Raw genomic sequence first — 23,938 nt, forward strand, 5'->3', positions numbered from 1 at the left:
AATTATATCGAAATGTTTTACAACCCAAAGCGCCGACACGGCACAAGTGATAACTTGTCACCGGTTGAGTATGAAAGGCGTTACTTTAAGAGCCTAACAGGTGTCTAGAATATCCGGGGCGGTTCATTCAATACATGCTGGCTGTACGTCACTTACAGCCAATGCTCTGGCTGCGACGTAGGGCACTTTCAAAGATTCTGTATTGGCCGCTTACACGGCCAACACAAAACATTTCGGCCTATTGGCAGGTAGAGGCTTAGGTATTATGCTTGAAAATCAAGTGGCTACATTGTTGTTATAGTCTTCATTACAGGCACGAATTAGTTTGATATCTACATGATCACAAACGAGACGCTTGCGATCGAACTTCTCTGGAAAATAATATTTAGCTAACGTTTGAGGAACGAGTGCTGTCCCATACCAATTGTGCAGCCAACCTAATAACTGTCGATGGTTTTCAACAATATAGATAGGATGCACAAACAGCTCCCGTAAACCATCAATGCTCTTTTGAGCATCCAGCGGTCGAGGCTCTCTAACTTCTCGACCAATTTTATCCCAACCAACCCAATGGCTATAAAAAGCAATTTTTGGCCCTTTTTCTGCATACAGCTCATAGTATGCCATATCTAGCCCAGGCCTGGCTGTTTGACAATATTGACGCATAAGCCGTAATGAAACCTTTCCGAACCTATCAGTCGGGAGCTTTGGCATTGTCTTTTGGAAGTGATGATAATTATTAAAGCCAAACTTACAGCTATAAAAATCCAATCGCTGACAGTAACTTAAATCGGTACGTATAGAGTTTTTTGCCAGATATTTTAGAGAGTCAAGACATTCTTGATATGCAAACATAATGCTACTCCGATAGCCTTATAGCCGTTCAACTATAACTAGCATGCTGCTTGCTTGGCCTCAAAGTAAGTCAAAAGTTTGAGATTGGTAACAGATATTTCCCATCGCAGCAGGGAGGCTATCCAGGCCTTTTTAAACAGTATCAAATATTCATTGTTTGTCAATAATTGAGGCAGGATCAGCCCTGGATTACCCAGGCGGTTTGATAATTATCGCTAAGGTGCATTAGCAATAATTTTAGCAAAATTCTAAAAATTTCGATATTTTTTTAGCTTAAAGCTATAATAAAGCCATGAAAGCGATCACCTATCGTAAAAGCGCACTGAAGATGTTGCAGCGAATGCCGCGGCCCGAGTCAGAGCGCATACAAGGCAAAATCAAGGCCTACGCGGAAGCCCCGGGAAGTCAGCGTAATAATGTTAAGGCGCTAAAGGGAAGCGATTATATTCGCCTGCGGGTAGGAGACTGGCGGGTGATCATCGACGAACATGGTGATGTGTTAAACATTATTCACATCGGCACCCGTGGCGGTGTTTACCAATAACGCAACGGTAACGTGATAGGAGGCGGTATGAGCGCACCTCAGATTATTCAAACCCCCACAGGGGAACGGATGGTGGTGTTGCCTGAGCAGGAGTACCACGCTCTGCTTGCACGGCTGGAAGACCAGGACGATATTGAGGCTGCCAATGCAGTGCTGGCTCGCGGTGAAGAGTCGTTTCCACTGGCGGTGGTAGACGCACTATTGGAGGGTGTTGCGCCTGTAAAGGTATACCGTGAGTACCGTGGCTTGCGGGCAGGTGAACTGGCGACACAAGTCGGCATTAGCCAGGGCTACCTTTCCGAAATAGAAGCAGGCAAGAAAGCCGGTTCACTCAAAGTGCTGAGGCACATTGCTGCCGCGCTGGATGTGGAACTGAGCGATCTCACTTAATGGCGACTAGATATCCCACACAGCATTTTGCTTCGATAAAAAAAGGGCCAGCCTGTCGGCCAGCCCTTCATTATATTTACGGGTTTGGCTAAGCCATTAACCCAGCAGTGACAGTACAGACTGCGGAGTTTGGTTAGCCTGGGCCAGCATTGCCGTGCCAGCCTGTTGGAGGATGTTGGCACGGGTCATATTGGATACTTCGACCGCGTAGTCGGCGTCTTCAATTCGCGAACGGGCCTCTGAAAGGTTGTTCACCGCAGTGGCCAGGTTGTCAATTACCGAGTCGAAACGGTTTAGCGTAGCACCTAAGGTAGCGCGGTTCTCATCCAAGCTAGCAGTGGCTGTATCAATAGAATCAATCAGACCTTGGAACTCACCGTGTACAGCACTACCAGAAGTGATAGCAAATGAACCGCTAATACCAAGACCGCTTGTTGTTGCATCAATAGTATTAACTGCAATAACGTCTTCACTATCAGTGTTGGAACCGATTTGAATATTCAGCGTGCCACCACCACTGACATTCAGCAGGTTAGTACCGTTAAAGTTATTGCTACCAGCCACGCGGTCGATCTCGGCCAAGCGCTCGTTAATCTCGATAACAATAGCATCACGGTCTTCACTGGCATTGGTATCGTTGGCACCCTGTACTGCCAGCTCACGGATACGCTGCAGGTTATCGTTGATCTGGTCCAGCCCGCCTTCCATGGTTTGTACCAGGGAGATGCCATCGCTGGCGTTACGGCTAGCCTGCTCCATACCCTTAATCTGGGCGGTCATTTTGTTGGCGATAGCCTGACCAGCGGCATCGTCGGCAGCGCTATTGATACGTAGGCCGGAAGAGAGGCGCTCTTGCGCTTGAGCCAGCATGGACTGGGAGTTACGCAGGTTGTTCTGGCCAATCAGGGCAGTAATGTTGGTATTGATCACGGACATGTGAAGACTCCTTGCAGATAGTAGTGGCCAAGTGGCCCGCTGTGCGGCGAGTTAGCTGCGCCGTTATTACTATTAACGGCAACTCCAAGCGATTCTTTAGGCTGTGCGGTGTTTTTTTTCCATTCTTTTGTAATGAAAGGTAACTCACGCGCCTACTGCCATTTCCGCCGTCTCACCCTCCCCCCCCACCCGCGCGCTCCCACCGTGTTGCACCACACCTGTTATCAGCGCCTGCTATCCTATACTTGGTAGCCCTGCCTGTTTCAGCAGGTTTTCTATTGCCCATCTACCTTGCCCTGCTCATAATATATGCCTTGCATATGCCTGAAACCACTATTATATTACCTATGACAGGCATAGGCAGGAGGTTGTTATGCGCACAGTATCCATTTTCAAAAACGGAAAAAATCAAGCCGTAAGGATACCCAATGATATGGCCTACGAGGGTATTGGGGAGCTTGAAATTACCCGAGAAGGCGATGTGATCACCTTACGACCTGTACGCCCTTCCTGGGCATCCTTTACTACGCTTGCAAAAGCGGATGACAGTTTTCTTATTGATCGTCCAGACGTTGTGAGTGATGAAGGCAGATTCACGCTGTGACGACGTATATGCTGGATACCTGTATCTGTTCCTTCATCATGCGAGAACAGCCAAACTCGGTTATCCATCGCCTCGCCACCGAGGTAGAGCGGGGTAACCGCATTGTCGTTTCTGCGATCACTTATGCGGAAATGCGCTATGGACAAATCGGCAAAAAAGCCTCTGCCAGACACGCACCTTTGGTAGATGCGTTCGTGAAGCGGTTAGATGCCGTCTTGCCCTGGGATAAGCAAGCCGTAGATGCCACTATTGAGCTAAAGCAATTTTTAGCCAAAGCAGGTACACCCATAGGGCCAAACGATTCTGCCATTGCAGGGCACGCCCTTGCATCAACTTGCATTCTGGTGAGTAACAATATTCGCGAATTCAGCCGTGTGCCAGGGCTTGTTTATGAGGATTGGGTGCATTAATAAACGAACAATCGACATTTATAGCACGGTGGGATTGATGGCGTCACGCCCATGAGCTTTTCACCCCCTCCCCGCCCTAGTGTTGCGCACTGCAGGTGGGAAGGGAAGGCGTGGTAGTCATCAACAACGTTGACACGTTAGCTCTTTTGCATGGCGCTTAGTGCATCAAACTGCTGCGTCAAGTAGCTACTCATCGAGTTCATTTGCAACATCATGCTATCTAGCTGAGCAAATTGCCTGCGGTAACGCTCAATATTTCTATCAATGCGGGTCTCCATTTGCCCATAGCGGTCTTCCAGGCTAGCGATACGAGTCTCGGCTCCACCAATTGAACTCTGTAACAGCCCCTCTTCATCCAGGATCTGGCTCAGGGTAGCATCTAACCTCCCAGCATACCCGGCTTCTTCACTATCGCCTGCAAAGAAGCTGGCAACACCCTCAAAATCAGCGGAAATCGCTTCCTGTAGGGCGCTTTCGTCGATTTCCAGATGGCCTTCACGGTTCAACGAAATTCCCATATCGGAAAGCCGCTGAATATCCCCTTCTGACACACCCGCCGTGATGTCACTACGCAGGCGATTTTCAATCGTACGTAAGGTTCGATCACCAACTAACGCCCCGGCAGTCTCCTGGTCACCCGTCACTTTTGACAGGTTGCCAGACGTAGTTTTCAGCTCGTTGTAAGCGGTTACGAAGTCCTGAATGGCTTCGCTCAACGCTTCATTGTCACGTCCAATGGTAATAGTGAGCGGCTCGTCAGTGGTTTTTTCCAGATCCAGCGTTACCCCCTGAATAGCGCCTTCGATACGGTTGGTGGTACTGGTGATGGCAATACCATTGACATCCAGCTTGGCATCCTGACCGGCGCGTAGCGTGGTGTTATCAGCACCCAGCCCCCCCAAACCAGAGAAGCCAGTAATCGAGGCTTCAGCACCGGTTTCGGTGGAGTTCAGCGCCAAACGGTAACCAGTGCCATCGTTAACCAGAGAAGCGGTCACGCCCGATTCCTGGTCGGCATTGATCTGGTCACGCACATCCTCCAGCGTACTGCCTGCGGCGATATCAATGCTGTAGCTACTTAGCGGCCCTGCGCTGCTATCCAGGTTGCCCTCAGCATCGTAAGTGGCTCCGAAGTTCAGTGTCAGTGTTGTGGCATTTTCAGCCACCACGGTATCCAGCGAGGCAACACTATTGGTGGCGATACTACCCGCCCGCGCCAATTGGGAAACCGTGACATCGTAACGCCCCGGATTAACGTTATCGCCCGTGGTGACGCTAATGCCTTCGCCGCTAACGTTGCTGGTACGGCTTTCAATCAGCTTGGGGTCGTTGAGCTTGCCAATCGCATCCTGAAGCTTGTCCAACCCAGTCTGTAAGCGGCCATAGGCTGAGATTTTGCTCTGCTGCTGTGCTCTTTGTTGCGCAATAGGGACCAGCTTATCCCTCTCAGCCTCACGAAGCTGATCCAGCATGCCTGCTAGATCCAGCCCGGAACCAACGCCCAGTGATGTAATGGAAGCCATAGATTACCGTCCTTTTTTGAATACGCCCTCAACTATCCTGACGTTACTTAATTACAGTGAAATTTCACTTCATGGTTAAAAGATATCGGCCATTAGACCTTGGACTTTAGCCAAGCAAGAAATTTTTACGGGATAAAATAGTTACAAAACGTAATCCCTCACCTTCTGCGGTGCCATGCGCGCGCCCCTTTACAGGTGCATGGTTAGGGCAGCACATTTATAAAAATCGTAGCAGCTTGCCGCAAACACACAACCAACATAGACCTTGGTCTAATGCTTCTATTGCTTTATAATGCACTGCAACAAGCCCATTTTGAGCTGTTTGCAGGAGAATGATCATGCCTTCCGAGGTGTTTCAGCCCGCATCCCAGGTGACGTCAGCCACTTACCATGTGCAGCGCAGCCTGCGCCACTGCCTTGCTACCGTTGCAGAACTACTGTACGACAACGGCCATGTACTGGAAACCATCACACTGCCTCAGCGCGGGCTTACCCGGCGTGAACTTCGCCAGTTGAGTAAACAGAATGCGCATTGGAAAGCCTGCCAGCCAGTGTTGGAGGAGAGCGGGGCGGCACGATTTAACGACTATGACCGCTTTGTGCTTACCGCCATGGGGCGGGAGTTGATGTTTGATATGTTTGGACAAGGGGCAGCGGATTGCGCCTGATGATACGTAAATAAATGCGCCCGCTGGGATGAATGCGGGCGCATAGAGGTATGGCTTTAGCGTAACGTGTGCGTTGCAGGTGGAAGCTTACCGCAGGCCAAGCATTGAAAGAATAAACAGTACAACAACGATCAGACCCACAATGTAGATGATATTACGCATAACGGCACTCCTTGCTTATTGCGTTTTAGAGAAATCAAAGGGTTGCTTACCTTCGAGCCACACCCACATCCTAGCAGGCTTTTCCCTCTTTTGCGTAATATGCGTCTATTTCTTCCACCAAATACGCTTGCCATCAGAGCTGGCGCTGGCTTATTAACAACCCGGCACTATTAGCGCTATCAAAGGCACTTGTGGATTGCATCAAGAGCCTGCTGAAGACTTTTCCGCTGGTGAGCTTACCCAGTCTTCTACACGTAGGCCCGGAACTCTCTTGAACTCGCGGCTATTGTTGGTAACAAGAATGAGCCCTTGTGAACGCGCATGTCCTGCTATCATTTGGTCATACGGGCCGATAGGTTTACCTGCTTTGGCCTGTTCTGCTCGCAACTGGCCAGTATGTGATGCAGCCATATTGCCGTACTCCAATATCTCCAGCCTGGCAGCAAACCCTTCAACGGTCGCCAAATTACGTTCTGGAAAATCAGACTTTTCGGCTCCATAAATCAGCTCCATCAGGGTCATAGAGCTAATGCACATCTGTCCATGATGCTGTTTGAATGTTTCTCGCACTTTTTGCGGACGGTTTTTAATGGTAAAGATACAAATATTGGTATCGAGCATAAACTTGAGCATCAAAGCATCTCTCGTTCCTGAACGGATGGCTGCTCTCGTATTGGCATAAAATCATCCGTGACGCCTTCGCCTTCAAACCAACTATCCCATGCCTCACCCGCTGGCGTAATAATTCGAGTACGGCCAATCGCAACGATATCTACACGCTTAACATCCTCTGGCAAGGCAAGCGCTTTTGGCAGCCGCACGGCCTGGCTTCGATTACTCTGGAATACTGCACCTTGTTGCATGGTTTTGGCTCCTGTGGATATCTCCCTTATATTCCATAGTAGCTGATGCAAGGGATATATCAAGGGGATATACACGAAACTTGAAGCGCCCTCCCTGGGTAGTCATGACATGGGTATGTTGAAATATGCTAGGGTCTATTGATGTTTCATCGTGAAAAGGTGCTGCAATGCGCACGACTGCCCTGCTTATTTCCTGTGCTGTTATGTCGGTGTTTCACGTGCCGACTACCACCCTAGCCAATGAGTCGGTTTACTACGGCACAGGGGCTCCCCCCGGTAAGTTTTGCCATCACTTGCCGATTAGGGGCAATTAATGGGAAAAAAGGGCTTCCAGATCCTCAGCTAGTAGAATATGTGTAATCCACACATCGAGTTGCTTGCTGTCGGCTTGGGCTAGACGCTTTTCCACCCATAAAGGCACTTCACCGAATTTCAATTCGATAAGTTTACGCAATGTTGCTTTGGCTCCTTCCTGGCGGCCTTCTTGCCTGCCTTCTTGTCGACCTTCCAAACGCTCTTTTTTCACTAAGTTTTCCAAATTTTCTGCCAACATATCTTTATCCTCAACTAAACTCGTAAGCTTCTCCAGTTGAACGCTTGCACCCAGGCGCTGCATATGACGTTTTACCCAGCGCGTGATGATCGGATCGATGCGCGATTTATTGGTGTCGGCTTGGATGATCGCGACAATGCGGTCAACGGCTTGCTGAAGGCTTTTCCAACTGGTCGCAGCATTCTCGATACCGAATACGCCACTTAGAGCACTTTGACGCTCGGCCAGTTCCGCGTCGCTATACGCGCCTTCGTCAATTAAATAATAGCGTAAATGAGGTTGGTAGGGTTTTAAAAACGCCGGGGGCTCGGGCTGCACCATGTCGAAAATATCTTGCTTGGCCGTCCAGCGATTGGCGCCGTTGAATAGTACAATGGGAAAGACGGGTGGCAACCCCTTAGTGGGCGTGGTGGCCTTTGTCTTGAGCAGGTGGTCGTAAAAGCAGGCTACGTAGTGCATCAGCCGGATTGGCATGGTGCGATCCACCGTCGATTGAAATTCCAGCAGGATGTAGAGATACACCTCTTGGGTGATGCCCTCCCAGGTGATCTCCACCGACCATACCACGTCTTCGAATTTTTCCTCGAAGAGCGGCGTAATGTAATTGCCGCTATGCAGCATGAGTGTACTGAAATCCATCCGCTGAGCGAGTTCAGGCGGAGCAAAGCCTTCAATTAATTGCTGAACGAATTCTGGATAACTAAAGAGTTCTTTGTAGCCCGTGTCAAAATGCCTTGGCATATACACCCCCTTTAGAACACTATAAGCCCATATATGGACCATTAAAAATTACCAGCATGCAACTTAGCCGGGAATAGTGTGTGCCACAGGTATGGCAAATAACGATGTGGGGTTGAACCTCACCCCATTCCCGCTCTCGAACCTTAAAGTTCAGTACGAAGTCACTCATTTCCAAAGGTGCCGCAATGCGCGCGACTGCCCTGCTTATTTCCTGTGCTGTTATGTCGGTGTTTCACGTACCTATCACAGTAGCAGATGCACCCTCTGCTACCGCCCTGCAAACGCTCGACCAGAACGTTAGTGAATTAGAGCGTGTGCATGCCGTGGTTATCGCCCATGATGGCCATATTGTTCATGAGTTACACCAGAACGGCCCTGGCGTTGCAGCGGCCACCAATATCAAGTCGCTTTCAAAAACCGTACTTGCCGCCGTTACCGGCGCGGCTATTGAAGCGGGGGTGATCGAGTCGGTTGATCAGCCAATGTCAGCGCTGCTGGGCCAGCTACCAGATAATATAGATCCGCAGGTGGACGAGATTACCGTGGCACATCTGCTTGCCCAGCAGGCAGGCTTGGAGCGTACATCCGGCAGCCATTACAGTGCCTGGGTTGCGAGCAATAACTGGGTAGTTGATGCCTTAACGCGCCCTTTTGTTGATGAACCCGGTGGGCGCATGCTCTATTCAACGGGCACCAGCCACCTGCTTTCCGCCGCCTTGACCCATGCCAGCGGTGAAACCACCCACGCTCTCGCTCAGCGGTTACTTGGCGAGCCGCTTAATATTGCCATCCCCCCTTGGTTACGCGACCCCCAGGGTATCTATTTCGGCGGTAACGATATGCGGCTTTCACCCAGGGCACTGGTGGAAATCGGCGAGCTTTACCGTAACGACGGCCTGGTGGATGGGAAGCGCATACTGCCGGAAGGTTGGGTAGAGAAATCATGGACCCCCAGAGGCCGGTCGCAATGGACCGGAGATGGGTATGGCTTCGGCTGGTTTATTACCACCCTGGCCAATGAACCTGTTTACTACGGCAGGGGGTATGGTGGCCAGGCCCTGTATGTGATTCCGGCACGAGAAATGACCGTAGTGATTACCTCGAACCCCAACCCGCCTTCACCTGGCGGCCAGTTTCAGCAGCAGTTACATCAGTTGGTGGTTGGCTTACTGGAAGAGGAGTAGGCGGCGCCAGCGCCTTTGCTGATTAGCGCTGCGCGTTAGCGGCCTCGGCTTGTAGTTTGCTACGGATAAAATCGTTGTGGCTAACGTGCAATAGATCCGCCAGGCGTCTGATGCGGTGCTCTTCCAGCGGATCAACATGGCCGTCCACCCAGGCAAGCTGCCACATTAGCGCTACCAGCTCACAGCGCTGTTCATAGCCGTAATACTCTTTAATCAGGCTGACAAACTGGTAGTGGTCAACCGCATCATCCACTTCTGCTTCAGCGAGAGTCATCAGTTCCGCCACCTCGCTATCGCTAAGGTGGTAGCGGGTGGTGAGCATTTGCTTAACAGTGGCACGTTCTGCATCGCTTTTGTTGTAATCGGCACGCATGACTTCACACAGTAGAGCAGCGGTTGCCAGTTCCAGGGTCAGCGCTCGGTTGTCCCGTTGCTCTGGCTCGGCCAGAGCCCGTTGAAAAAAGCTATGGATAGCATCAAGCATGCTATTTCTCCTCTTTTAGGCTTGACCGTTCGATTGCCGACGACACCGAAATTACCAATGACTGGCCACTCGCGACTCCCGCTTACCCTTTACGCTTAGCCAACTGCTCTTTTAACTGTTTGGGCACCTGCTTGATGATAAGACGATCCTGGTTTTCATCGTACTCAATGCTGGAACCTAGCAGGTGTGAATCAAAGCTGATGGAAACGCCACCAGAGCGACCGGTAAAGCGACGGAACTGGCTAATCGTGCGCTTATCCGGCGGTATCTCCGGGGAGAGCCCATAATCTGCATTGCGAATGTGGTCGTAGAATGCTTTGGGCTGTTTTTCATCAACCAGTTCGGAAAGCTCCTCCAGGGTCATTGGCTCGCCACGGCGTAGCTGTTCGTTGGCGTAATCAACCAAAGTATCGGTTTTTTCCCGGCTGGCTGTATCGTCGAAATCTTCTTTTTCAACGTAGTCGCTGAAGGCTTTTAACAGTGTGCGGGTCTCAGCAGGTGCATCAATGCCCTCTTCCATGCCCAGCAACGCCACTAACCCATCGGCCAGCTTTTTGCCCCCCCGGTCTTTTAAAAACGATACATACTGAGCATTGTTGGAATCACTCTGCCACTGGGTAAGATTCACCCGCGCGGCCAGAGTAAGCTGGCTGGTATTCAGTTGGGCGGCGGGCACCGCCTGATGCTCCTCATTGATACCAATGCCTTCCCGCTGATGCACCAGACCCATAAACAGCGTTTCGGTATCACCTTGGCGCAGGTGAGCCAATAGTAAATAGCCGCTAACGGAAAACTGCTCCTGGAGCGTCTGGACCAGCCGTTCGGTAAGCGTTGTTGAAAGCTGGGCAAAATCCTGTTCACCGGCCAGATAGGCACGCAGCCAAGCCACCAATGGCCCGGCCTGCTCTCCCTCCTCGGCAAACCGCCCCCACCCTTTTGCCTTGGTGTTGTAAGTATCGTTTAGCGCATTTACCAGATTGGCCATCACCGGATCGTCACTCGCCGCTGGCACAGGTGCGGCGGTTACAGTCAAGCGCTCACCATCCAGCGTTGGGTCGAGGCGGTGCACAATACTTTGCAGTAGCGGCATAAGCAGGAGTTACCTTTAAACAATCAAACAGTGGCAAAAATAATGGAGCACTTTTGGAAAGCTGTGTAATCAGGGCTTGAGGCGATACCCGGTGCGGAAAATCCAACCAATCGTGGCCAGACAACCCACCAGAAACAGCAGAATCATCGCAACGCTGGCCCCAAGGCTGACATCGCTGATGCCGTAAAAGCTCCAGCGAAAACCACTCACCAAATAGACGACCGGATTGGCTAGCGTAACGGTTTGCCAGAAAGGTGGCAGCATATCGATGGAGTAGAAACTGCCGCCCAGAAATGTCAGCGGTGTAATCACCAGTAGCGGTACCAGCTGCAATTTATCGAACCCGTCTGCCCAAATGCCGATAATAAACCCCAGCAGACTAAAGGTAATGGCCGTTAGCACCAAAAACGTGAGCATCCACACCGGATGAGCAATCTCCAGCGGAACAAAAAAGCCGGACGTGGCGAGAATAATCAGCCCAAGTATTATCGACTTGGACGCCGCCGCCCCTACATAGCCCACCACAATCTCCAGGTAAGAAATAGGGGCCGATAAAATCTCATAAATGCTGCCGGAAAACTTGGGGAAGAAAATACCGAAAGAGGCATTCGAGACGCTTTGGGTTAGCAGCATCAGCATAATCAGGCCAGGAACGATAAAGGCACCGTAGCTTACCCCTTCAATTTCGCTGATGCGGGAGCCGATCGCCGCGCCAAATACCACAAAGTAAAGCGAGGTGGAAATGACCGGAGAGACAATGCTTTGTAGCAGGGTACGGCGGGTGCGCGCCATTTCCGCCATGTAAATGGCACGAATGGGATAAAGGTTCATGAGCGCTCCTTAACCAGGTCTACAAAAATGTCTTCAAGAGAGCTTTGCCGGGTATGCAGGTCTTTAAAGCTGATGCCCTCTTGCTCCAGCAACGCGAGCAGAGCGGAGATGCCGTGCCCCTCTTCCTCCTGATGCCCATCGTAGGTGTACACCAGTTCATACCCATCCGCCGTCAGACCCAGTGTATCCAGAGCCAGCGCGGGGGGCAGTTCGGTGAGGGGCTCGTGAAGCTGCAGCGTCAATTGCTTGCTGCCCAGCTTTTTCATCAACGCGGCCTTACCTTCCACCAACACAATTTCACCACGATTGATCACGCCGATACGGTCGGCCATCTCTTCGGCTTCTTCAATGTAGTGGGTGGTGAGAATGATGGTGACACCATTATCCCGCAGCCCGCGTACGACCTCCCACATATCCCGGCGTAGCTCTACATCCACCCCCGCCGTGGGCTCATCCAGAAACAGAATACGCGGCTCATGGGAAAGCGCTTTGGCAATCAATACACGTCGTTTCATGCCTCCTGAGAGGGTCATGAGCCGGTTATTGCGTTTATCCCACAGCGCCAGGGATTTCAGTACCTTCTCGATATGGCCTGGATTGGGTGGCTTACCGAACAGGCCACGGCTAAAGCTAACCGTGTTCCATACCGTTTCAAAGGCTTCATTGGTCAGTTCCTGGGGCACTAACCCGATACGCTCACGGGCCTGACGGTAGTGGGTAACACTATCGAAACCATCCACCGTGACATGCCCATCGGTCGGGGTCGCAAGGCCGCAAACAACGCTAATCAGGGTGGTTTTACCTGCGCCGTTGGGGCCAAGCAGCGCAAAAATCTCGCCGCGCTGAATGGTCAAATCCACACGACTAAGTGCTTGAAAGCCACCTTCATAGGTTTTATTCAAGCCATTGATAGTAATAATGGGGTCGTTCAAGGCGTGCTCCTCACACCGCGACCAAAAGGCCGCGGCGCTTGACGTCCTTCCGGCGCTTAACTGCGGCTGGTGATCTCAAGCAGGTGATATCCAAACTGGGTTTGTACCGGCCCGTGTACCTGGTTCAATTCTCCACTGAACACTACCTTATCGAATTCCGGTACCATTTGACCGGGGCCAAAACTGCCCAAGTCTCCACCCTGGCGGCCAGAGGGGCAACTGGAGTGCTGCTTGGCTACCTCAGCGAAATCGCGACCACTTTCGATCTCTTGTTTCAGCGCGTTGCACTGCTCTTCACTGCTAACCAAAATATGACGGGCGCTGGCACGTGCCATAACGAACTCCTTAATAAAAAAAAACCAACGTGGCACGCTAGTCTATCATGCTGGGGTAGCGGGCTGAACGCTTCGCTATGCTTAGCAGCGCGCCTACCGGGGTCCCAGCGCGCCACTATAACGCAGCGCCTCACCCAGGCTGGCCAGGGCACGTTCATGGCCGCTGACGGCTAGCGGGCCACGGCTACAGGCGACGATCACCCACGGCCCAGAGTCAGAATGCCCCTCCCGCGTGGCAATGCCCGCATCACAACTGCGACGGTGCTGAGTACCGGTTTTATGGGCAAACCGAATATCGCTGCCCATGCCTTGCTTCAAGCGGTGCTCACCGGAATGGGTACGCGCCATAACGGCCAGCAGGGTCTGGCGCTGCTCAGCCTCCAGGTCCGCCATTCCACCGCGATGAAGGGAAGCGAGCAGATCCCCATAGGCGCGCAGCGTTCCCACGTTCTCGCCGGTGGCTTCGTAGGCATCAAAAGCGTGATCATAGTCGGGCTGACCAAATGTATCGGGGCTGACGCCCAGGGCGCGGGCAAGCGCTGCCGCACGCTGATTAACACCGTGCTGGCGTAGCGCAATAAAATCAATTCCTGCCAGGGAGTTAGCATTAGGGTGTAACTGGCTATATACGCCCTGCCGCACTCCTACGAGTTCGCTAATTGGCCCAAGGTTATCGGGATTACCGCCATTGGCCGCCACCATGGCCCTGGCGCGCGCGTTCACTTCGTCCATACCCACGCGGCGAATCAACATATCTGACGCCGTATTATCACTGACCGTAATCATCTGCTCCAGCAGGTAACGGATGGAGATCGGCGTTCCTGGGTCGTGCCAGTTAACGGGCCCGGCACCATCGACAAAGTCACTTCGGGAGAGCGTAATACGCTCATCCAGTGAGAGCATACCCGCCTGACGCTCTGCAAGCACTTGGGCAGCAACCGGCACTTTCACCAGCGAGGCCAAGTACCAGGGGTCGTCCGCCTGCCAGGAGTATGCTTCACCGCTGGCCAGGTTTTGTACATAAACCCCCAGTTTGCCCCCAAACACCTCCTCAATTGCCGCCACCCGGGCATTTAAATCACTCTGCCAGGGGCTCTTTTTATCCACTTCGTAGTACCAGTGCGTGTCGTATAGGTCCGCATAGGCCGGTAGCGCGACCAACAGCACTACCCCTAACAGCCAGCGTCGTATCCGTTGCAAATCGTTTACCTCATTAGCGGTGCCTGTTATCGGTATCGGTTACCGATACTTTGCCATCCAGCGTGTTACCCATATCCATAACGCGGCGCCCACTATTAACAGGCCACCCACACCAAGTGCCTGTGGATAGGTGTACATCCCTTCTCCTTCCAGAAGAAAGCGCAGCACCAGAAAAATCATCACAATATGGAAGATAAAGGCTTTCAGCGCATCGCTACCGACCACGGTTAGCGGCAAAAGTGCCTTGGCAGCCAACGCGCCTCCGGCGAGGGCCAGCCCAAGCAGGATAAGCGCGCCACCCACGCTGAACAGCATAAATTGCAGCCCTGGTGGGTGCTTACCCGCGTTATTGGCAATCGCCATCATGGCACCATACACATCGCCCCCGGCCATTGCCAAGGCGTAAAAAGCCGCCACCATCAAAGCGCCCAGCCCAATTAACACCAGCACCAACCTACGGCGTGACGACGTTATGAAATAGCAACGCAGTAAGGCCTCACCAATCAATAAACCCACCAAAATAAGCGGTGCGCGGCTTAATTGCCCCCAGGTGTAATGATCCTGGTGATCAACCAACAGTGCTTTTAACGTATCGTTACCGCCAAACGTAAACCCTTGTAGCCATGCAGAAAGCACGGTTAGAAGCACAATAGAGGCTAGTCGCCCCCATAACGGCGTTCGTGCCCAGAGCGGTAAAATAAGCGGCACCCACAACAGGGCAATCGCATAGAAACCTAAAATCTCGACCCAGATGGCAAAACGCCCGTAAAGCAATGTATCAACAATGTCGCCTGGTGCATTGAAGGGCAACATTTCAACAATAGTGAGCGCTTTGTACCAGAACCACACCTCGATGGCTCGCACCCAGAGTTTAAGGCGCCGCCTGGGCCACTCCTCGCTTTGGGTATGCGAAAGAAAAGCCACTGCCAGCGCGATACCGAAGACCAGAATAAACAGGGAAGAGGAAAACTTGGTTACAAAGTGGATAGGCACCATACCCCAGTCGGGTACATTGCGAATGCCTACTAGTCCGCTAACGGCATGACTGATGATCATCAAGCCAATAGCGATGCCTCGGGCAAGGTCAATGGCCTCTATTCTCCCTCCGGCTTTGGGAAGTTGCGGTACTTCCTTCCAGTTCAACACGATACGGACGTCCTTGTAATGAGGTTAAACCAAGCAGCGGCAGTGCTATCACCATAGCCCATCTCACCCAGGCGCCCTACTCCTGCTTTTAACGCAAATAACGCAAAAATGCCCCGCGATTGGCGGGGCATTTCGTGGTTCATCCATGAACCAGAGAAGCAGTTAATCCTTTAGCGGGTCAGTGATTACCAACCTGAATCGTCTTCCTCTTCAGTTTCCCACTGATCCTCTTCTTCCTCCTCCTCTTCGTAAGTGAATTCCTGCTCTTCCTCTTCGAACTCAGTAGTCGTATCTTGCTCAGTATCAAAAGAGTTGTAAGTGCCCTGATCGTCCGGGGCCGTCTCTTCCTGCGGGGCCGGTTCATACTCGTCCTGGCCTTCCATACCGGCAAATGCTAACGGACTGGCCATCAGGCCGAAAGATACACCAAGGATGCCCAGCTTTTTGAGAGATTCCTTCTTCATGGTCGTGCCTCCTATATGGCTTCGCTTTCTTTCACTTCAGCTTTCTTTCACTTTAAAAAAAGTTGAAATTAAGTTTTGGTTAAGAACGTTATGCCTTCCTGACAGTTCGCTCTTGCCAAACCTGCTGCAGCCGCCATACCAGACCGTGCCAAAAAAAACAAAATACGCTATAATACAGTAAGTTATAAAAATACCTTTTGTGCCAAACTGATTACCCCTCGATTTTTAATTAGCGTTTCATTGTATAGCGATGACACATGAGCCCCGTTTGGTCATGCCAACGGGGCAGGTTTATCGCTTAATATCCCATCACGCCCGGTAACCAGGTAGCCAGCCCCGGAATGGAGATCAATAGCAAAATAGTGGCAATGATAGGCAGCAGGAAGGGCAGTATCGATGTTACTACCTGACCGTATCGCAACCGTGTAATCCCCACCATTAAGAACAGCACCGTCCCAAATGGCGGCGTAATCACCCCGACCGAGAGCGTAATCACCATTACAATACCAAAGTGAACGGGGTCCAGCCCGGCGCTTAACGCTGCGGGTACGACAATCGGGGTAAAGATCAGGATGCTTTCAATCACCGACATAAAACAGCCGATTAGCAGGAAGAACAGCGCAAAGCAGAGCAACAGCGCAAAGGTCGGCATATCGATACTGGCTACCTGTCCCGCCAGGGCCTGGGGAATGCCAATACGTACCAGAATCCAGCCGTAAAAGCTGGATACTGCAATAATCAGCAGGATCACCGCACTGAACATCAGGGTACGCCGGAAGGCATTAAACAGGTCTCGCCAGCTCACATCACGATAAATCAAACCTCCCAGAATCACTGCGTAAAGCGAGGCGACAGCTCCCGCTTCCGTGGGGGTGAAGAAGCCACCCCAAATGCCGCCCACGATAATCGCAGGCATCATCAGCGGTAAAATGGCACGCTTACCGGTGCGGACAACCTCACAGGCGTCAAAAGAAACCGGCTGGGGCATCACCACCTTACCGGTAGCGCTGAGCAATACCGTCATCCCCATCAGCAGTAACGCCATCAAAATACCTGGCAACAACCCCGCCATAAACAGCCCGCCGATGCTCACATTGGCGAGCCAGCCATAAACCACCAGGGCAATGCTTGGCGGCAGGATAGGCCCGATCACGCTGGAAGCCGCCGTGATCCCGGTGGAGTAACCGAGTTCATAGCCCCGCTCTTTCATGGCCTTGATCTCGATACTGCCAAGACCTGCTGCATCGGCGACCGCTGTGCCCGACATAGTGGCAAAGATAGAGCTGGCCACCACGTTGGCATGCCCAAGCCCCCCCTTGGTGAAACCAACCAGGGCAGTGGCAAAATCAAATATCCGCGTGGTCGTGGAGCCAGTATTCATAATATTGGCCGCCAGAATAAAGAGTGGTATCGCTAGCAGCGTAAAGTTATTGAGCGTCTGCACCATGCGTAGCGAGAGTAGCTCAACAGGCAACCCACCAGCGCCAGTCGCCGCCAGCGCGATGAAGGAGGTAACCCCAATGGCCACCACGACAGGCAGGCCGATGGCCATTAAGGCCAACAATCCACCCACAAAAATGAGTAGTTCCATCATGGCTGGACCACCTCATCCTCACGGGCCACTTCGAGCCATGCCACCCGGCCACGTAGCGTTTGCCAAAAAGCGATCACTGCCATGCCTGCAAAACAGAAGAAGATGCCGTAATAGAGGTAGCTAAAGCTGATACTTAATGAAACGGTTTTATTATTGGCGCTCATATCCGACATTATCCACGCGCCCCAGGCAGCGAGCACGAAAAAGCCACAGGAGATAAGCGCGGTGAGCCGATACTGTAGGTTTTTGCCTAACCGGGAGAGTTTATGACTGAACAGGTCAACCACCAGATGTTCGCTACGCACCCAAGCGGATAGTGACCCAAACCCAATCGCGTAGATGGCCAGCATAGAAGCCACTTCTTCGGTCCAGGGCATACCCAGCCCCAACGCATCTCTGGCAACCACTGCGGCCACAATCAGTAACAGGATAGCGGCCATTAACGCCACTCCTACACCATCACACAGGCGCGTCAAAAAGCGCAGCATATAAAAAGCAATTCGATCAGGCCCCTTACTGGGCGCTACCGCTCCATCCACAGGACAACTCCTCAATCAACTAACGTCATTTTTATCTGTTGTGAAAAGACAACGACGGCCCGCAGGCCGCCGTTGTTTGTTCGGGCGTCGCGATTACTCGCCTTCAGCGCCCAGTGCGTCTTCCCGCACACCGTCTGCCATGTCGGCAAGAATGCGGTCAATGGCGGGGAGAGCCGTTTCACGGAAGACCTCGATATCGGGTTCGATAATCGTCATCCCTTCCTCCTGGAGCGCTTCCAGGTAGTACTCATCCAGTTCGCGCTCACGCTCTGAACCATACTGACGCGCTATATGAATGGCTTCTTCAATCAGTGCCTGATCGTCAGCATCCAGGCCATCCCACCAGCGGGAACTCGCTACCCAGTTCCAGGGGAACTGGACGTGACTGGTCAGGATAATGTGGTCCTGGACTTCCCACAGGCGGCGGGTATAAGGCGATGAGAGCGAGTTCTCGTGGCCATCTACCTGGCGCGTCTGCATCGCGAGATAAATTTCCGGCGCAGGTACGTTCACCACTTGGGCACCGATCTCTTCCCAGACTTCCAGCCACACAGGTAAAGACGGCAAACGCAGGCGGAAGCCCTGAAGGTCTTCCGGTGTATGGATCGCCTTGTTGGCCGTCATATGGCGCGGGCCACGGTGCTGGGTACCAAAGTATTTAATGCCCCCCTGGTTTTCTGCCTGTTCGACCAATGCCTGGCCAGACGGACTTTCCATGTAAGCATCCACCTCATCCCAGGTAGCAAACACAAAGGGCACCGTGATGGCGTCATACTCCGCCGCATACTGCTGACGCCAGTTGCCGCCCGTCAGTGAAAGCTGGGTCTGACCAAGGTTGAGCAACTCCAGCACGGCGTTCTCTCCACCGAGGGAACCCGCCAAAAAGGGCCGGACATTGAAACGACCGGGAGCCTGTTCTTCCAGGTAGTCAGCGAAGCGTTCCACCGCCGCACTTTCCGAACCGCCCTCGCTCATGGTGTTGTTAACTTGAATTTCGATGGGGTTGGCCAAGGCGAAAGGCGCCGCCGTTAGCACTCCAAGGGTAGCCAGCGTGGCAAGTAGTGTTTTCCGCATAGGATAGCTCTCTACGGTTGTCGTTATTGGATGTACTTCTTTTTGGTTTTTTATTAATGCTTGCTTGATCTTGAAACAAGCCTTCAAGGGGCTCAAATCGACGTTCGAGAAGGCAGGCTTCGTCAAATACGATGGCTAGAAACGCCCTTGCCATGGGCATCCGGAAGCTTTCGAAAAATCACCTACGACCAAAGTTGGATGCCTTAACCGCTGCTATGGCCGTTACCCGCGCGAAAGGAGTGGTATCTGCAAACGTCTGCCAGCAGTGCTGCTCCTATAGGATGATGGGAGAGCCCCTCCCCTGGGTGAGATGGTCAACCAGGTGACGGGCAGTTACCGGCAATGTGGCATAACGGCGCATGCCAATCACCAGCTCGCGCTGGGCCCAGGGGTCGCTCAACGGAATACTTTTCAGTTGAAGATCGCCCAACTCGCGATAGATGGTCTGCTCGGGTAGCACCCCGACGCCCATATCGTGATGAATCATCCGGCAAATAGCGTCAAAGCTGCGCACCTGAATGCGCATGCGCAGAGTTTTACCTGCCTGATTGGCCTGCTCATGGAGCAGCATCTGTAGCGAGGCATCCTGCTGCAAGCCGATAAAATCAAAGGCCAGGGCTTCGTTAAACGCGATGTCCTGGCACTCCGCCAGAGGGTGGTTAACAGGTGTCATCAGCACCAGACGATCGTGCCGGTACGGGATCAGTTGCAAATCCGGTGCTGCCACATGCCCGGCAAAAATACCGATATCGGTTAAGCCATCCCGCACGGCAGCAATAATTTCACTGCTCACCCGCTCCTGCAGGTCGATTTTGATTTCTGGGTACTGCCGCGAAAAGGCACTCAAATCCTGGGGAAGAAACGCAATGATTGCCGAAGTGTTGGAGTGGATGCGCACATGCCCACGCACCCCTTCGCTATACTCGCTTAACTCCGCATGCAGGCGTTCAATATTATCCAGAATACGCCGGGCATGGTGCAAAAACGCTTGCCCGGCGGGTGTTAGCTCAACGCCTCGCGGGCGGCGGTAAAGCAAAGTGGTTCCGACAAGCGCTTCCAGGTCACTGATGCGCTTGCTCACTGCGGCGAGCGCCAGATGCTCCCGCTCAGCGGCTGCAGTCAGACGCCCTTCATCCGCCACGGAGATAAACAGCTTAAGGGTGACAAAATCGAAGCGACGCATAACACAGCCTCTCAGGTGACAGTTGACTATGCTAACGCAAACGTTCGTCAACCACGAAACCTTGGTTATCAATTGCCTAATTGTCGGTGTTGGGCCGCTCGCGCATGCTGATGATCAATGAAGCTAACAATGACACCAGGAGGGCCTTAATGAAGGCTTCTGAAGCACGCCAGCTTCCGTTACAAGGCTTGAAGGTTCTTGAACTGGGGCAATTGATCGCCGGGCCTTTTGCCACCAAGCTACTGGGTGAATTTGGTGCCGATGTCATTAAGGTTGAGCCTCCCGGTACCGGCGATCCACTTCGCAAATGGCGAATGATAGAAGAAGGCACCTCTCTCTGGTGGCATGTTCAGACCCGCAACAAGCGCTCAGTGGCACTGGATTTGCGCAGTAGCGAAGGGCAGGCGCTGGTATGCCAACTTGCTGCTGAGGCGGATGTAGTCGTCGAAAACTTCCGCCCCGGCACGCTGGATAACTGGGGGCTGGGCTGGGAAAAATTGTCGGCCCTGAACCCACGGCTGATCATGGTACATATCTCCGGTTACGGGCAAACAGGCCCCTACCGGGATAAGCCAGGTTTTGGGGTGATTGGCGAAGCCATGGGCGGGCTACGTTACCTCACCGGCCAGCCTGGGGAACCATCGGTACGCGTTGGCGTGAGTATTGGCGACTCGCTTTCCGCCCTCTACGCGGTAATCGGAACGCTACTGGCACTTCAGGAACGCAACCGCAGTGGGCTGGGGCAGGAAATTGATGTTGCACTCTACGAATCCGTATTCGCCATGATGGAAAGCCTACTACCTGAATACGATGCCAGCGATGAAATTCGCCAGCCCAGCGGTAGCGCCCTGCCCGGCATCACCCCTTCCAACGCCTACCGCTGCCAGGGGGGCGACTATGTGCTGATTGCCGGTAATGGGGACAGCATCTTCAAGCGCCTGATGGGTGTCATCGGCAGGGAAGATTTAGCCAACGACCCTGCATTAGCCCACAATGACGGGCGCAGCCAGCAGGCAGAAATGATTGATACCGCCATCGAAGCGTGGACCCTGCAACGCCCCCGTGGCGATATCCTGGCAGCGCTTGATAAGGCCAGGGTACCCGCAGGCTATCCTTATACCGCTGAAGATATTGCCTTTGACCCTCACTATATCGCCCGGGAAATGATCCAAACCTTTACCAGACCCAATGGCAAACCGCTTAAAGTACCGGGCGTATTGCCTAAACTCAGCGCTACCCCTGGCCGGTTAGGCAACGGCGGTCCCTCTCTCGGCCAGCATACCGATGACGTGCTGGATGAACTGGGGATTGATCAGGAAACCCGCGCCAGGCTACGCCAGGCGGGCATCTTATAAAGAGAAGATTATGAACCAACCCGTCCACTGCCCCGCAAAAATAGAAATCAATGAGGTCGCCCCCCGGGACGGCCTGCAGATAGAAGCACAGTTCGTACCTACAGAAGCAAAAATCCGTTGGATTGATGCGCTTTCCACCACAGGGCTGCGACGCATTGAGGCCACCTCATTCACTTCGCCAAAAGCCATTCCTAACCTGCGTGACGCAGCTGAGGTGGTCACCGCCATTCAACGTAGGGATGGGGTGGATATCACGGTACTGGTACCCAACGTAAAGGGAACCGAACGTGCCCTGGCCTGTCAGGTTGACGAAATTAACCTGGTGATGTCTGCCAGTAATAGCCACGGGCTGGCAAACCTGCGCATGACACCAGAGCAATCCCTAGCGCAGTTCGCCACTATTTTAGAGGTATGCCAAGGGAGTGGGGTGTTCATCAATGCGTCACTTTCCACCACGTTTGGCTGCCCCTTTGAAGGCAAAGTGCCCGAAACGCGTGTACTGTCGCTTGTTGAGCAGCTTATCGGGCTAGGGATTCAGGGAGTTACCCTGTGTGATACCACCGGCATGGCCAACCCTGCCCAGGTAAAGCAACTGTGTGAAGCAGTGCTTGAGCGCTGGCCAGCAACACCTTTTACCCTGCACTTCCATAATACCCGCGGTATGGGGTTAGCGAATGCCCTGGCTGCCTGGCAAGCAGGTATTACCCGCTTTGATGCGTCTTTAGGTGGCTTGGGTGGCTGCCCTTTCGCTCCAGGGGCCAGTGGAAATGTCTGTACCGAGGACCTGGTACATATGTTCGAGGAGATGGGTGTCGACACCGGCGTTGATTTGGATGCCTTACTTGAGGTGGCCGCCAACCTTCCCGAGCTTATCGGCCACAAGGTGCCTGGGCAAGTGGTAAAAGCGGGTAAGTCGAACCGGCGCTATCCAATGCCAGCAAAATAGATACGACATCAGCGCATCCGGATAAGCCAGTCGGTGGGCGGCTGAGTGGAGGATTTTGGGCGACTTAACTGGAGCGCCTTATCCATCTCCTGCGTTAATTGCCAGGGGTTCAGGATACTTTCTTCCTCTTCAGGCGTCGTCCAGCGAAACCAGCCTCCCTGTACGCAAGGTATAGCGACCTGCCCCAGGGGGCCTAACCAATGCTTGAGCACCGCTGGCTCGGCGCTGGCGAGTAGCGTTAACCACACATGGGGGTGCTGAAGCCGCACAAAGGACCTACCACCATCGCTATCATCAAGTACACAAAGCACTCTCAGATGATGGGCAACAGCTTCAAAGGAAACATCTGCTGTTGGTTCACACACCCATCCTGCCTGGCACAAACATAACTGCATCGCCGTTTGCCAGGCACGACTGCCGATCTCTACGTCCAGCAGTAGAGGTTCGGAATTTGCAATAAAGTAAAGCGGAGTGCCTTTAAATAAGCCTGTAGAAGCGAGTATACCGGGCAAGGTATTGATATGAGAAAATCCGCCTGTCAGACATTTCTCATCCAGCACAACATACACATGATTGGAGGAACTGATACCAGAAAGATCATTAACAAATGCGCAATGAGCCCTATATTCCTTTTTTAAATCTATCATTTTATTTTACCTCCGTTCCCAACATTTCTTTTACATAAGACAATACAAAAATAAACCATAAATTAAACATTTCCTCAAAAATTAAATTTTTGATTCAAAAGAATTTCAGACTGAAATATCATCACCGCACGACAGCGGGCACCGCCATCGTAGCTGACTGCAGTAACTTCCTTACCCAATCAGGCTTCGACTCCCTGGCGCCGATAAGCCTCGGCGAAGATATCCTCGATGGGGCGTTGTGGGTTTTCCTCGCGCACCCGCCGCACCTCGGCGGAGAGCCGCAACAGTTCCTCGCTGGGCTTGGCCCACTGCGCCTTGGGCAAGGGCTTCGACCACTCCACCATCTCCGGTGGCAGTGCCTGGGCGCCCGAACGGCGCACCAGCCATGTCGTCCATTCAGCCAAATAGCCCGGCAGGGTCCAGAAGGTGAGCAGATGATAGAGGTACCAGCCCAGGGTGTAGCACCAGCCCACCTCGCCATTACGGCGGCGTTGATGAAGCCGACGGTGGGCGTTGCGGATGGTATGAGCGCCTTCCCAGGGTGGGTCCCCTGCTTCCCGAATGGCAAGCGGGCTTTGAATCTCATCCAGGGAGTTGATGTCATACTCCATATAACCGCGCAAGGCTTCCCACTCGGCCAGGGCCAGCGGTAAGGCGGGGGTCATAAACTCGGTTTTTACCCACT

30 protein-coding genes are annotated in these 23,938 nt (G+C 52.8%); 10 read left to right on the forward strand and 20 right to left on the reverse strand.

The annotated features are described in order from the left end of the window. Positions 1-108 (forward strand): IS3 family transposase (locus HP566_RS15735; protein ID WP_249977300.1); only part of this gene is annotated, 108 nt, incomplete at its 5' end. Positions 109-276: 168 nt separating this feature from the next. On the opposite strand, the gene HP566_RS15740 is transcribed toward HP566_RS15735, so the two are convergent. Then, positions 277-855 carry a hypothetical protein gene (locus HP566_RS15740; RefSeq protein ID WP_249978225.1) on the reverse strand — a complete coding sequence of 193 codons (579 nt, stop codon included), beginning with the start codon at positions 853-855 and terminating at the stop codon, positions 277-279. Between the two features lie 292 nt (positions 856-1,147). Between HP566_RS15740 and HP566_RS15745 the strand changes: the two genes are divergently transcribed. Further along, complete coding sequence (locus tag HP566_RS15745) at positions 1,148-1,399, forward strand: type II toxin-antitoxin system RelE family toxin (RefSeq protein ID WP_249978226.1); 252 nt, start codon at positions 1,148-1,150, stop codon at positions 1,397-1,399. Between the two features lie 27 nt (positions 1,400-1,426). After that, positions 1,427-1,789: a helix-turn-helix domain-containing protein gene (locus tag HP566_RS15750; RefSeq protein ID WP_249978227.1), complete on the forward strand. Its 363-nt coding sequence runs from the start codon at positions 1,427-1,429 to the stop codon at positions 1,787-1,789. Positions 1,790-1,885: 96 nt separating this feature from the next. Here the strand turns inward: HP566_RS15750 and HP566_RS15755 are convergent, their stop codons facing one another. Next, entirely contained in the window at positions 1,886-2,725 is an 840-nt protein-coding gene (locus HP566_RS15755) for a flagellin (RefSeq protein ID WP_249978228.1), read from the reverse strand. A gap of 373 nt (positions 2,726-3,098) precedes the next feature. Between HP566_RS15755 and vapB (HP566_RS15760) the strand changes: the two genes are divergently transcribed. Together vapB (HP566_RS15760) and HP566_RS15765 are read left to right on the forward strand one after the other, a co-directional pair. After that, positions 3,099-3,329 carry a type II toxin-antitoxin system VapB family antitoxin gene (gene vapB / locus HP566_RS15760; RefSeq protein ID WP_249978229.1) on the forward strand — a complete coding sequence of 77 codons (231 nt, stop codon included), beginning with the start codon at positions 3,099-3,101 and terminating at the stop codon, positions 3,327-3,329. Further along, positions 3,326-3,739: a type II toxin-antitoxin system VapC family toxin gene (locus HP566_RS15765; protein WP_249978230.1), complete on the forward strand. Its 414-nt coding sequence runs from the start codon at positions 3,326-3,328 to the stop codon at positions 3,737-3,739. Before vapB (HP566_RS15760) ends, HP566_RS15765 begins: the two co-directional genes overlap by 4 nt. Before the next feature lie 137 nt (positions 3,740-3,876). Here the strand turns inward: HP566_RS15765 and fliD are convergent, their stop codons facing one another. After that, positions 3,877-5,262 (reverse strand): flagellar filament capping protein FliD, encoded by a 1,386-nt coding sequence (gene fliD / locus HP566_RS15770; protein WP_249978231.1) that lies wholly within the window; start codon positions 5,260-5,262, stop codon positions 3,877-3,879. 338 nt (positions 5,263-5,600) lie between these two features. On the opposite strand from fliD, the gene HP566_RS15775 reads away from it, so the two are divergent. After that, entirely contained in the window at positions 5,601-5,930 is a 330-nt protein-coding gene (locus HP566_RS15775) for a hypothetical protein (protein WP_249978232.1), read from the forward strand. A 363-nt stretch (positions 5,931-6,293) separates the two neighbouring features. Here HP566_RS15775 and vapC read toward each other — a convergent pair whose 3' ends face one another. Further along, positions 6,294-6,725 carry a type II toxin-antitoxin system tRNA(fMet)-specific endonuclease VapC gene (gene vapC / locus HP566_RS15780; protein WP_249978233.1) on the reverse strand — a complete coding sequence of 144 codons (432 nt, stop codon included), beginning with the start codon at positions 6,723-6,725 and terminating at the stop codon, positions 6,294-6,296. Continuing rightward, complete coding sequence (vapB, locus tag HP566_RS15785) at positions 6,725-6,955, reverse strand: type II toxin-antitoxin system VapB family antitoxin (RefSeq protein ID WP_249978234.1); 231 nt, start codon at positions 6,953-6,955, stop codon at positions 6,725-6,727. Before vapB (HP566_RS15785) ends, vapC begins: the two co-directional genes overlap by 1 nt. Positions 6,956-7,122: 167 nt before the next feature. Between vapB (HP566_RS15785) and HP566_RS15790 the strand changes: the two genes are divergently transcribed. Then, positions 7,123-7,269, forward strand: coding sequence for a hypothetical protein (locus HP566_RS15790; RefSeq protein ID WP_249978235.1), 147 nt, complete (start codon positions 7,123-7,125; stop codon positions 7,267-7,269). Here the strand turns inward: HP566_RS15790 and HP566_RS15795 are convergent. Further along, the gene (locus tag HP566_RS15795) at positions 7,266-8,249 is read right to left on the reverse strand and encodes an Rpn family recombination-promoting nuclease/putative transposase (protein WP_249978236.1); all 984 of its coding nucleotides are present in this window, start codon (positions 8,247-8,249) and stop codon (positions 7,266-7,268) included. The genes HP566_RS15790 and HP566_RS15795 overlap by 4 nt on opposite strands. A gap of 185 nt (positions 8,250-8,434) precedes the next feature. Between HP566_RS15795 and HP566_RS15800 the strand changes: the two genes are divergently transcribed. Next, entirely contained in the window at positions 8,435-9,433 is a 999-nt protein-coding gene (locus HP566_RS15800) for a serine hydrolase domain-containing protein (protein WP_249978237.1), read from the forward strand. A gap of 22 nt (positions 9,434-9,455) precedes the next feature. Here HP566_RS15800 and HP566_RS15805 read toward each other — a convergent pair whose 3' ends face one another. From HP566_RS15805 to HP566_RS15860, 12 genes are all read right to left on the reverse strand, one after another. Then, on the reverse strand, positions 9,456-9,917 hold the full coding sequence (locus HP566_RS15805) for a TerB family tellurite resistance protein (protein WP_249978238.1): 462 nt from the start codon (positions 9,915-9,917) through the stop codon (positions 9,456-9,458). Between the two features lie 82 nt (positions 9,918-9,999). Beyond that, on the reverse strand, positions 10,000-11,007 hold the full coding sequence (yejK, locus tag HP566_RS15810) for a nucleoid-associated protein YejK (protein ID WP_249978239.1): 1,008 nt from the start codon (positions 11,005-11,007) through the stop codon (positions 10,000-10,002). A gap of 69 nt (positions 11,008-11,076) precedes the next feature. Beyond that, positions 11,077-11,838, reverse strand: coding sequence for an ABC transporter permease (locus HP566_RS15815; RefSeq protein WP_249978240.1), 762 nt, complete (start codon positions 11,836-11,838; stop codon positions 11,077-11,079). Further along, complete coding sequence (locus tag HP566_RS15820) at positions 11,835-12,770, reverse strand: ABC transporter ATP-binding protein (RefSeq protein WP_249978241.1); 936 nt, start codon at positions 12,768-12,770, stop codon at positions 11,835-11,837. Before HP566_RS15820 ends, HP566_RS15815 begins: the two co-directional genes overlap by 4 nt. Positions 12,771-12,826: 56 nt before the next feature. Beyond that, positions 12,827-13,105 carry a peptidylprolyl isomerase gene (locus HP566_RS15825; RefSeq protein WP_249978242.1) on the reverse strand — a complete coding sequence of 93 codons (279 nt, stop codon included), beginning with the start codon at positions 13,103-13,105 and terminating at the stop codon, positions 12,827-12,829. A gap of 93 nt (positions 13,106-13,198) precedes the next feature. Then, positions 13,199-14,305, reverse strand: coding sequence for a serine hydrolase (locus HP566_RS15830; RefSeq protein ID WP_249978243.1), 1,107 nt, complete (start codon positions 14,303-14,305; stop codon positions 13,199-13,201). Positions 14,306-14,344: 39 nt separating this feature from the next. Next, positions 14,345-15,451 (reverse strand): heparan-alpha-glucosaminide N-acetyltransferase domain-containing protein, encoded by a 1,107-nt coding sequence (locus tag HP566_RS15835; RefSeq protein ID WP_249978244.1) that lies wholly within the window; start codon positions 15,449-15,451, stop codon positions 14,345-14,347. Positions 15,452-15,636: 185 nt separating this feature from the next. Next, positions 15,637-15,915, reverse strand: coding sequence for a hypothetical protein (locus tag HP566_RS15840; RefSeq protein WP_249978245.1), 279 nt, complete (start codon positions 15,913-15,915; stop codon positions 15,637-15,639). A 298-nt stretch (positions 15,916-16,213) separates the two neighbouring features. Beyond that, positions 16,214-17,509 (reverse strand): TRAP transporter large permease, encoded by a 1,296-nt coding sequence (locus HP566_RS15845; RefSeq protein ID WP_249978246.1) that lies wholly within the window; start codon positions 17,507-17,509, stop codon positions 16,214-16,216. Continuing rightward, a complete protein-coding gene (locus tag HP566_RS15850; protein ID WP_249978247.1) occupies positions 17,506-18,048 on the reverse strand; it encodes a TRAP transporter small permease in 543 nt (180 codons plus the stop codon). The genes HP566_RS15845 and HP566_RS15850 overlap by 4 nt, the downstream gene beginning before the upstream one ends. A 93-nt stretch (positions 18,049-18,141) precedes the next feature. Beyond that, complete coding sequence (locus HP566_RS15855; RefSeq protein ID WP_249978248.1) at positions 18,142-19,122, reverse strand: TRAP transporter substrate-binding protein; 981 nt, start codon at positions 19,120-19,122, stop codon at positions 18,142-18,144. A gap of 274 nt (positions 19,123-19,396) precedes the next feature. Next, positions 19,397-20,305: a LysR substrate-binding domain-containing protein gene (locus tag HP566_RS15860; protein WP_249978249.1), complete on the reverse strand. Its 909-nt coding sequence runs from the start codon at positions 20,303-20,305 to the stop codon at positions 19,397-19,399. A gap of 149 nt (positions 20,306-20,454) precedes the next feature. On the opposite strand from HP566_RS15860, the gene HP566_RS15865 reads away from it, so the two are divergent. After that, positions 20,455-21,660, forward strand: a complete 1,206-nt coding sequence (locus tag HP566_RS15865) for a CaiB/BaiF CoA transferase family protein (RefSeq protein WP_249978250.1) — start codon at positions 20,455-20,457, stop codon at positions 21,658-21,660. Positions 21,661-21,670: 10 nt separating this feature from the next. Next, positions 21,671-22,606 carry a hydroxymethylglutaryl-CoA lyase gene (locus HP566_RS15870; protein ID WP_249978251.1) on the forward strand — a complete coding sequence of 312 codons (936 nt, stop codon included), beginning with the start codon at positions 21,671-21,673 and terminating at the stop codon, positions 22,604-22,606. 8 nt (positions 22,607-22,614) lie between these two features. Here HP566_RS15870 and HP566_RS15875 read toward each other — a convergent pair whose 3' ends face one another. Beyond that, a complete protein-coding gene (locus HP566_RS15875; RefSeq protein WP_249978252.1) occupies positions 22,615-23,166 on the reverse strand; it encodes a DUF4123 domain-containing protein in 552 nt (183 codons plus the stop codon). A 266-nt stretch (positions 23,167-23,432) separates the two neighbouring features. Next, positions 23,433-23,938 (reverse strand): hypothetical protein (locus tag HP566_RS15880; RefSeq protein WP_249978253.1); only part of this gene is annotated, 506 nt, incomplete at its 5' end.

The sequence above is a fragment of the Vreelandella olivaria genome (assembly GCF_023507745.1).
Classification (GTDB): Bacteria; Pseudomonadota; Gammaproteobacteria; order Pseudomonadales; family Halomonadaceae; genus Vreelandella; species Vreelandella olivaria_A.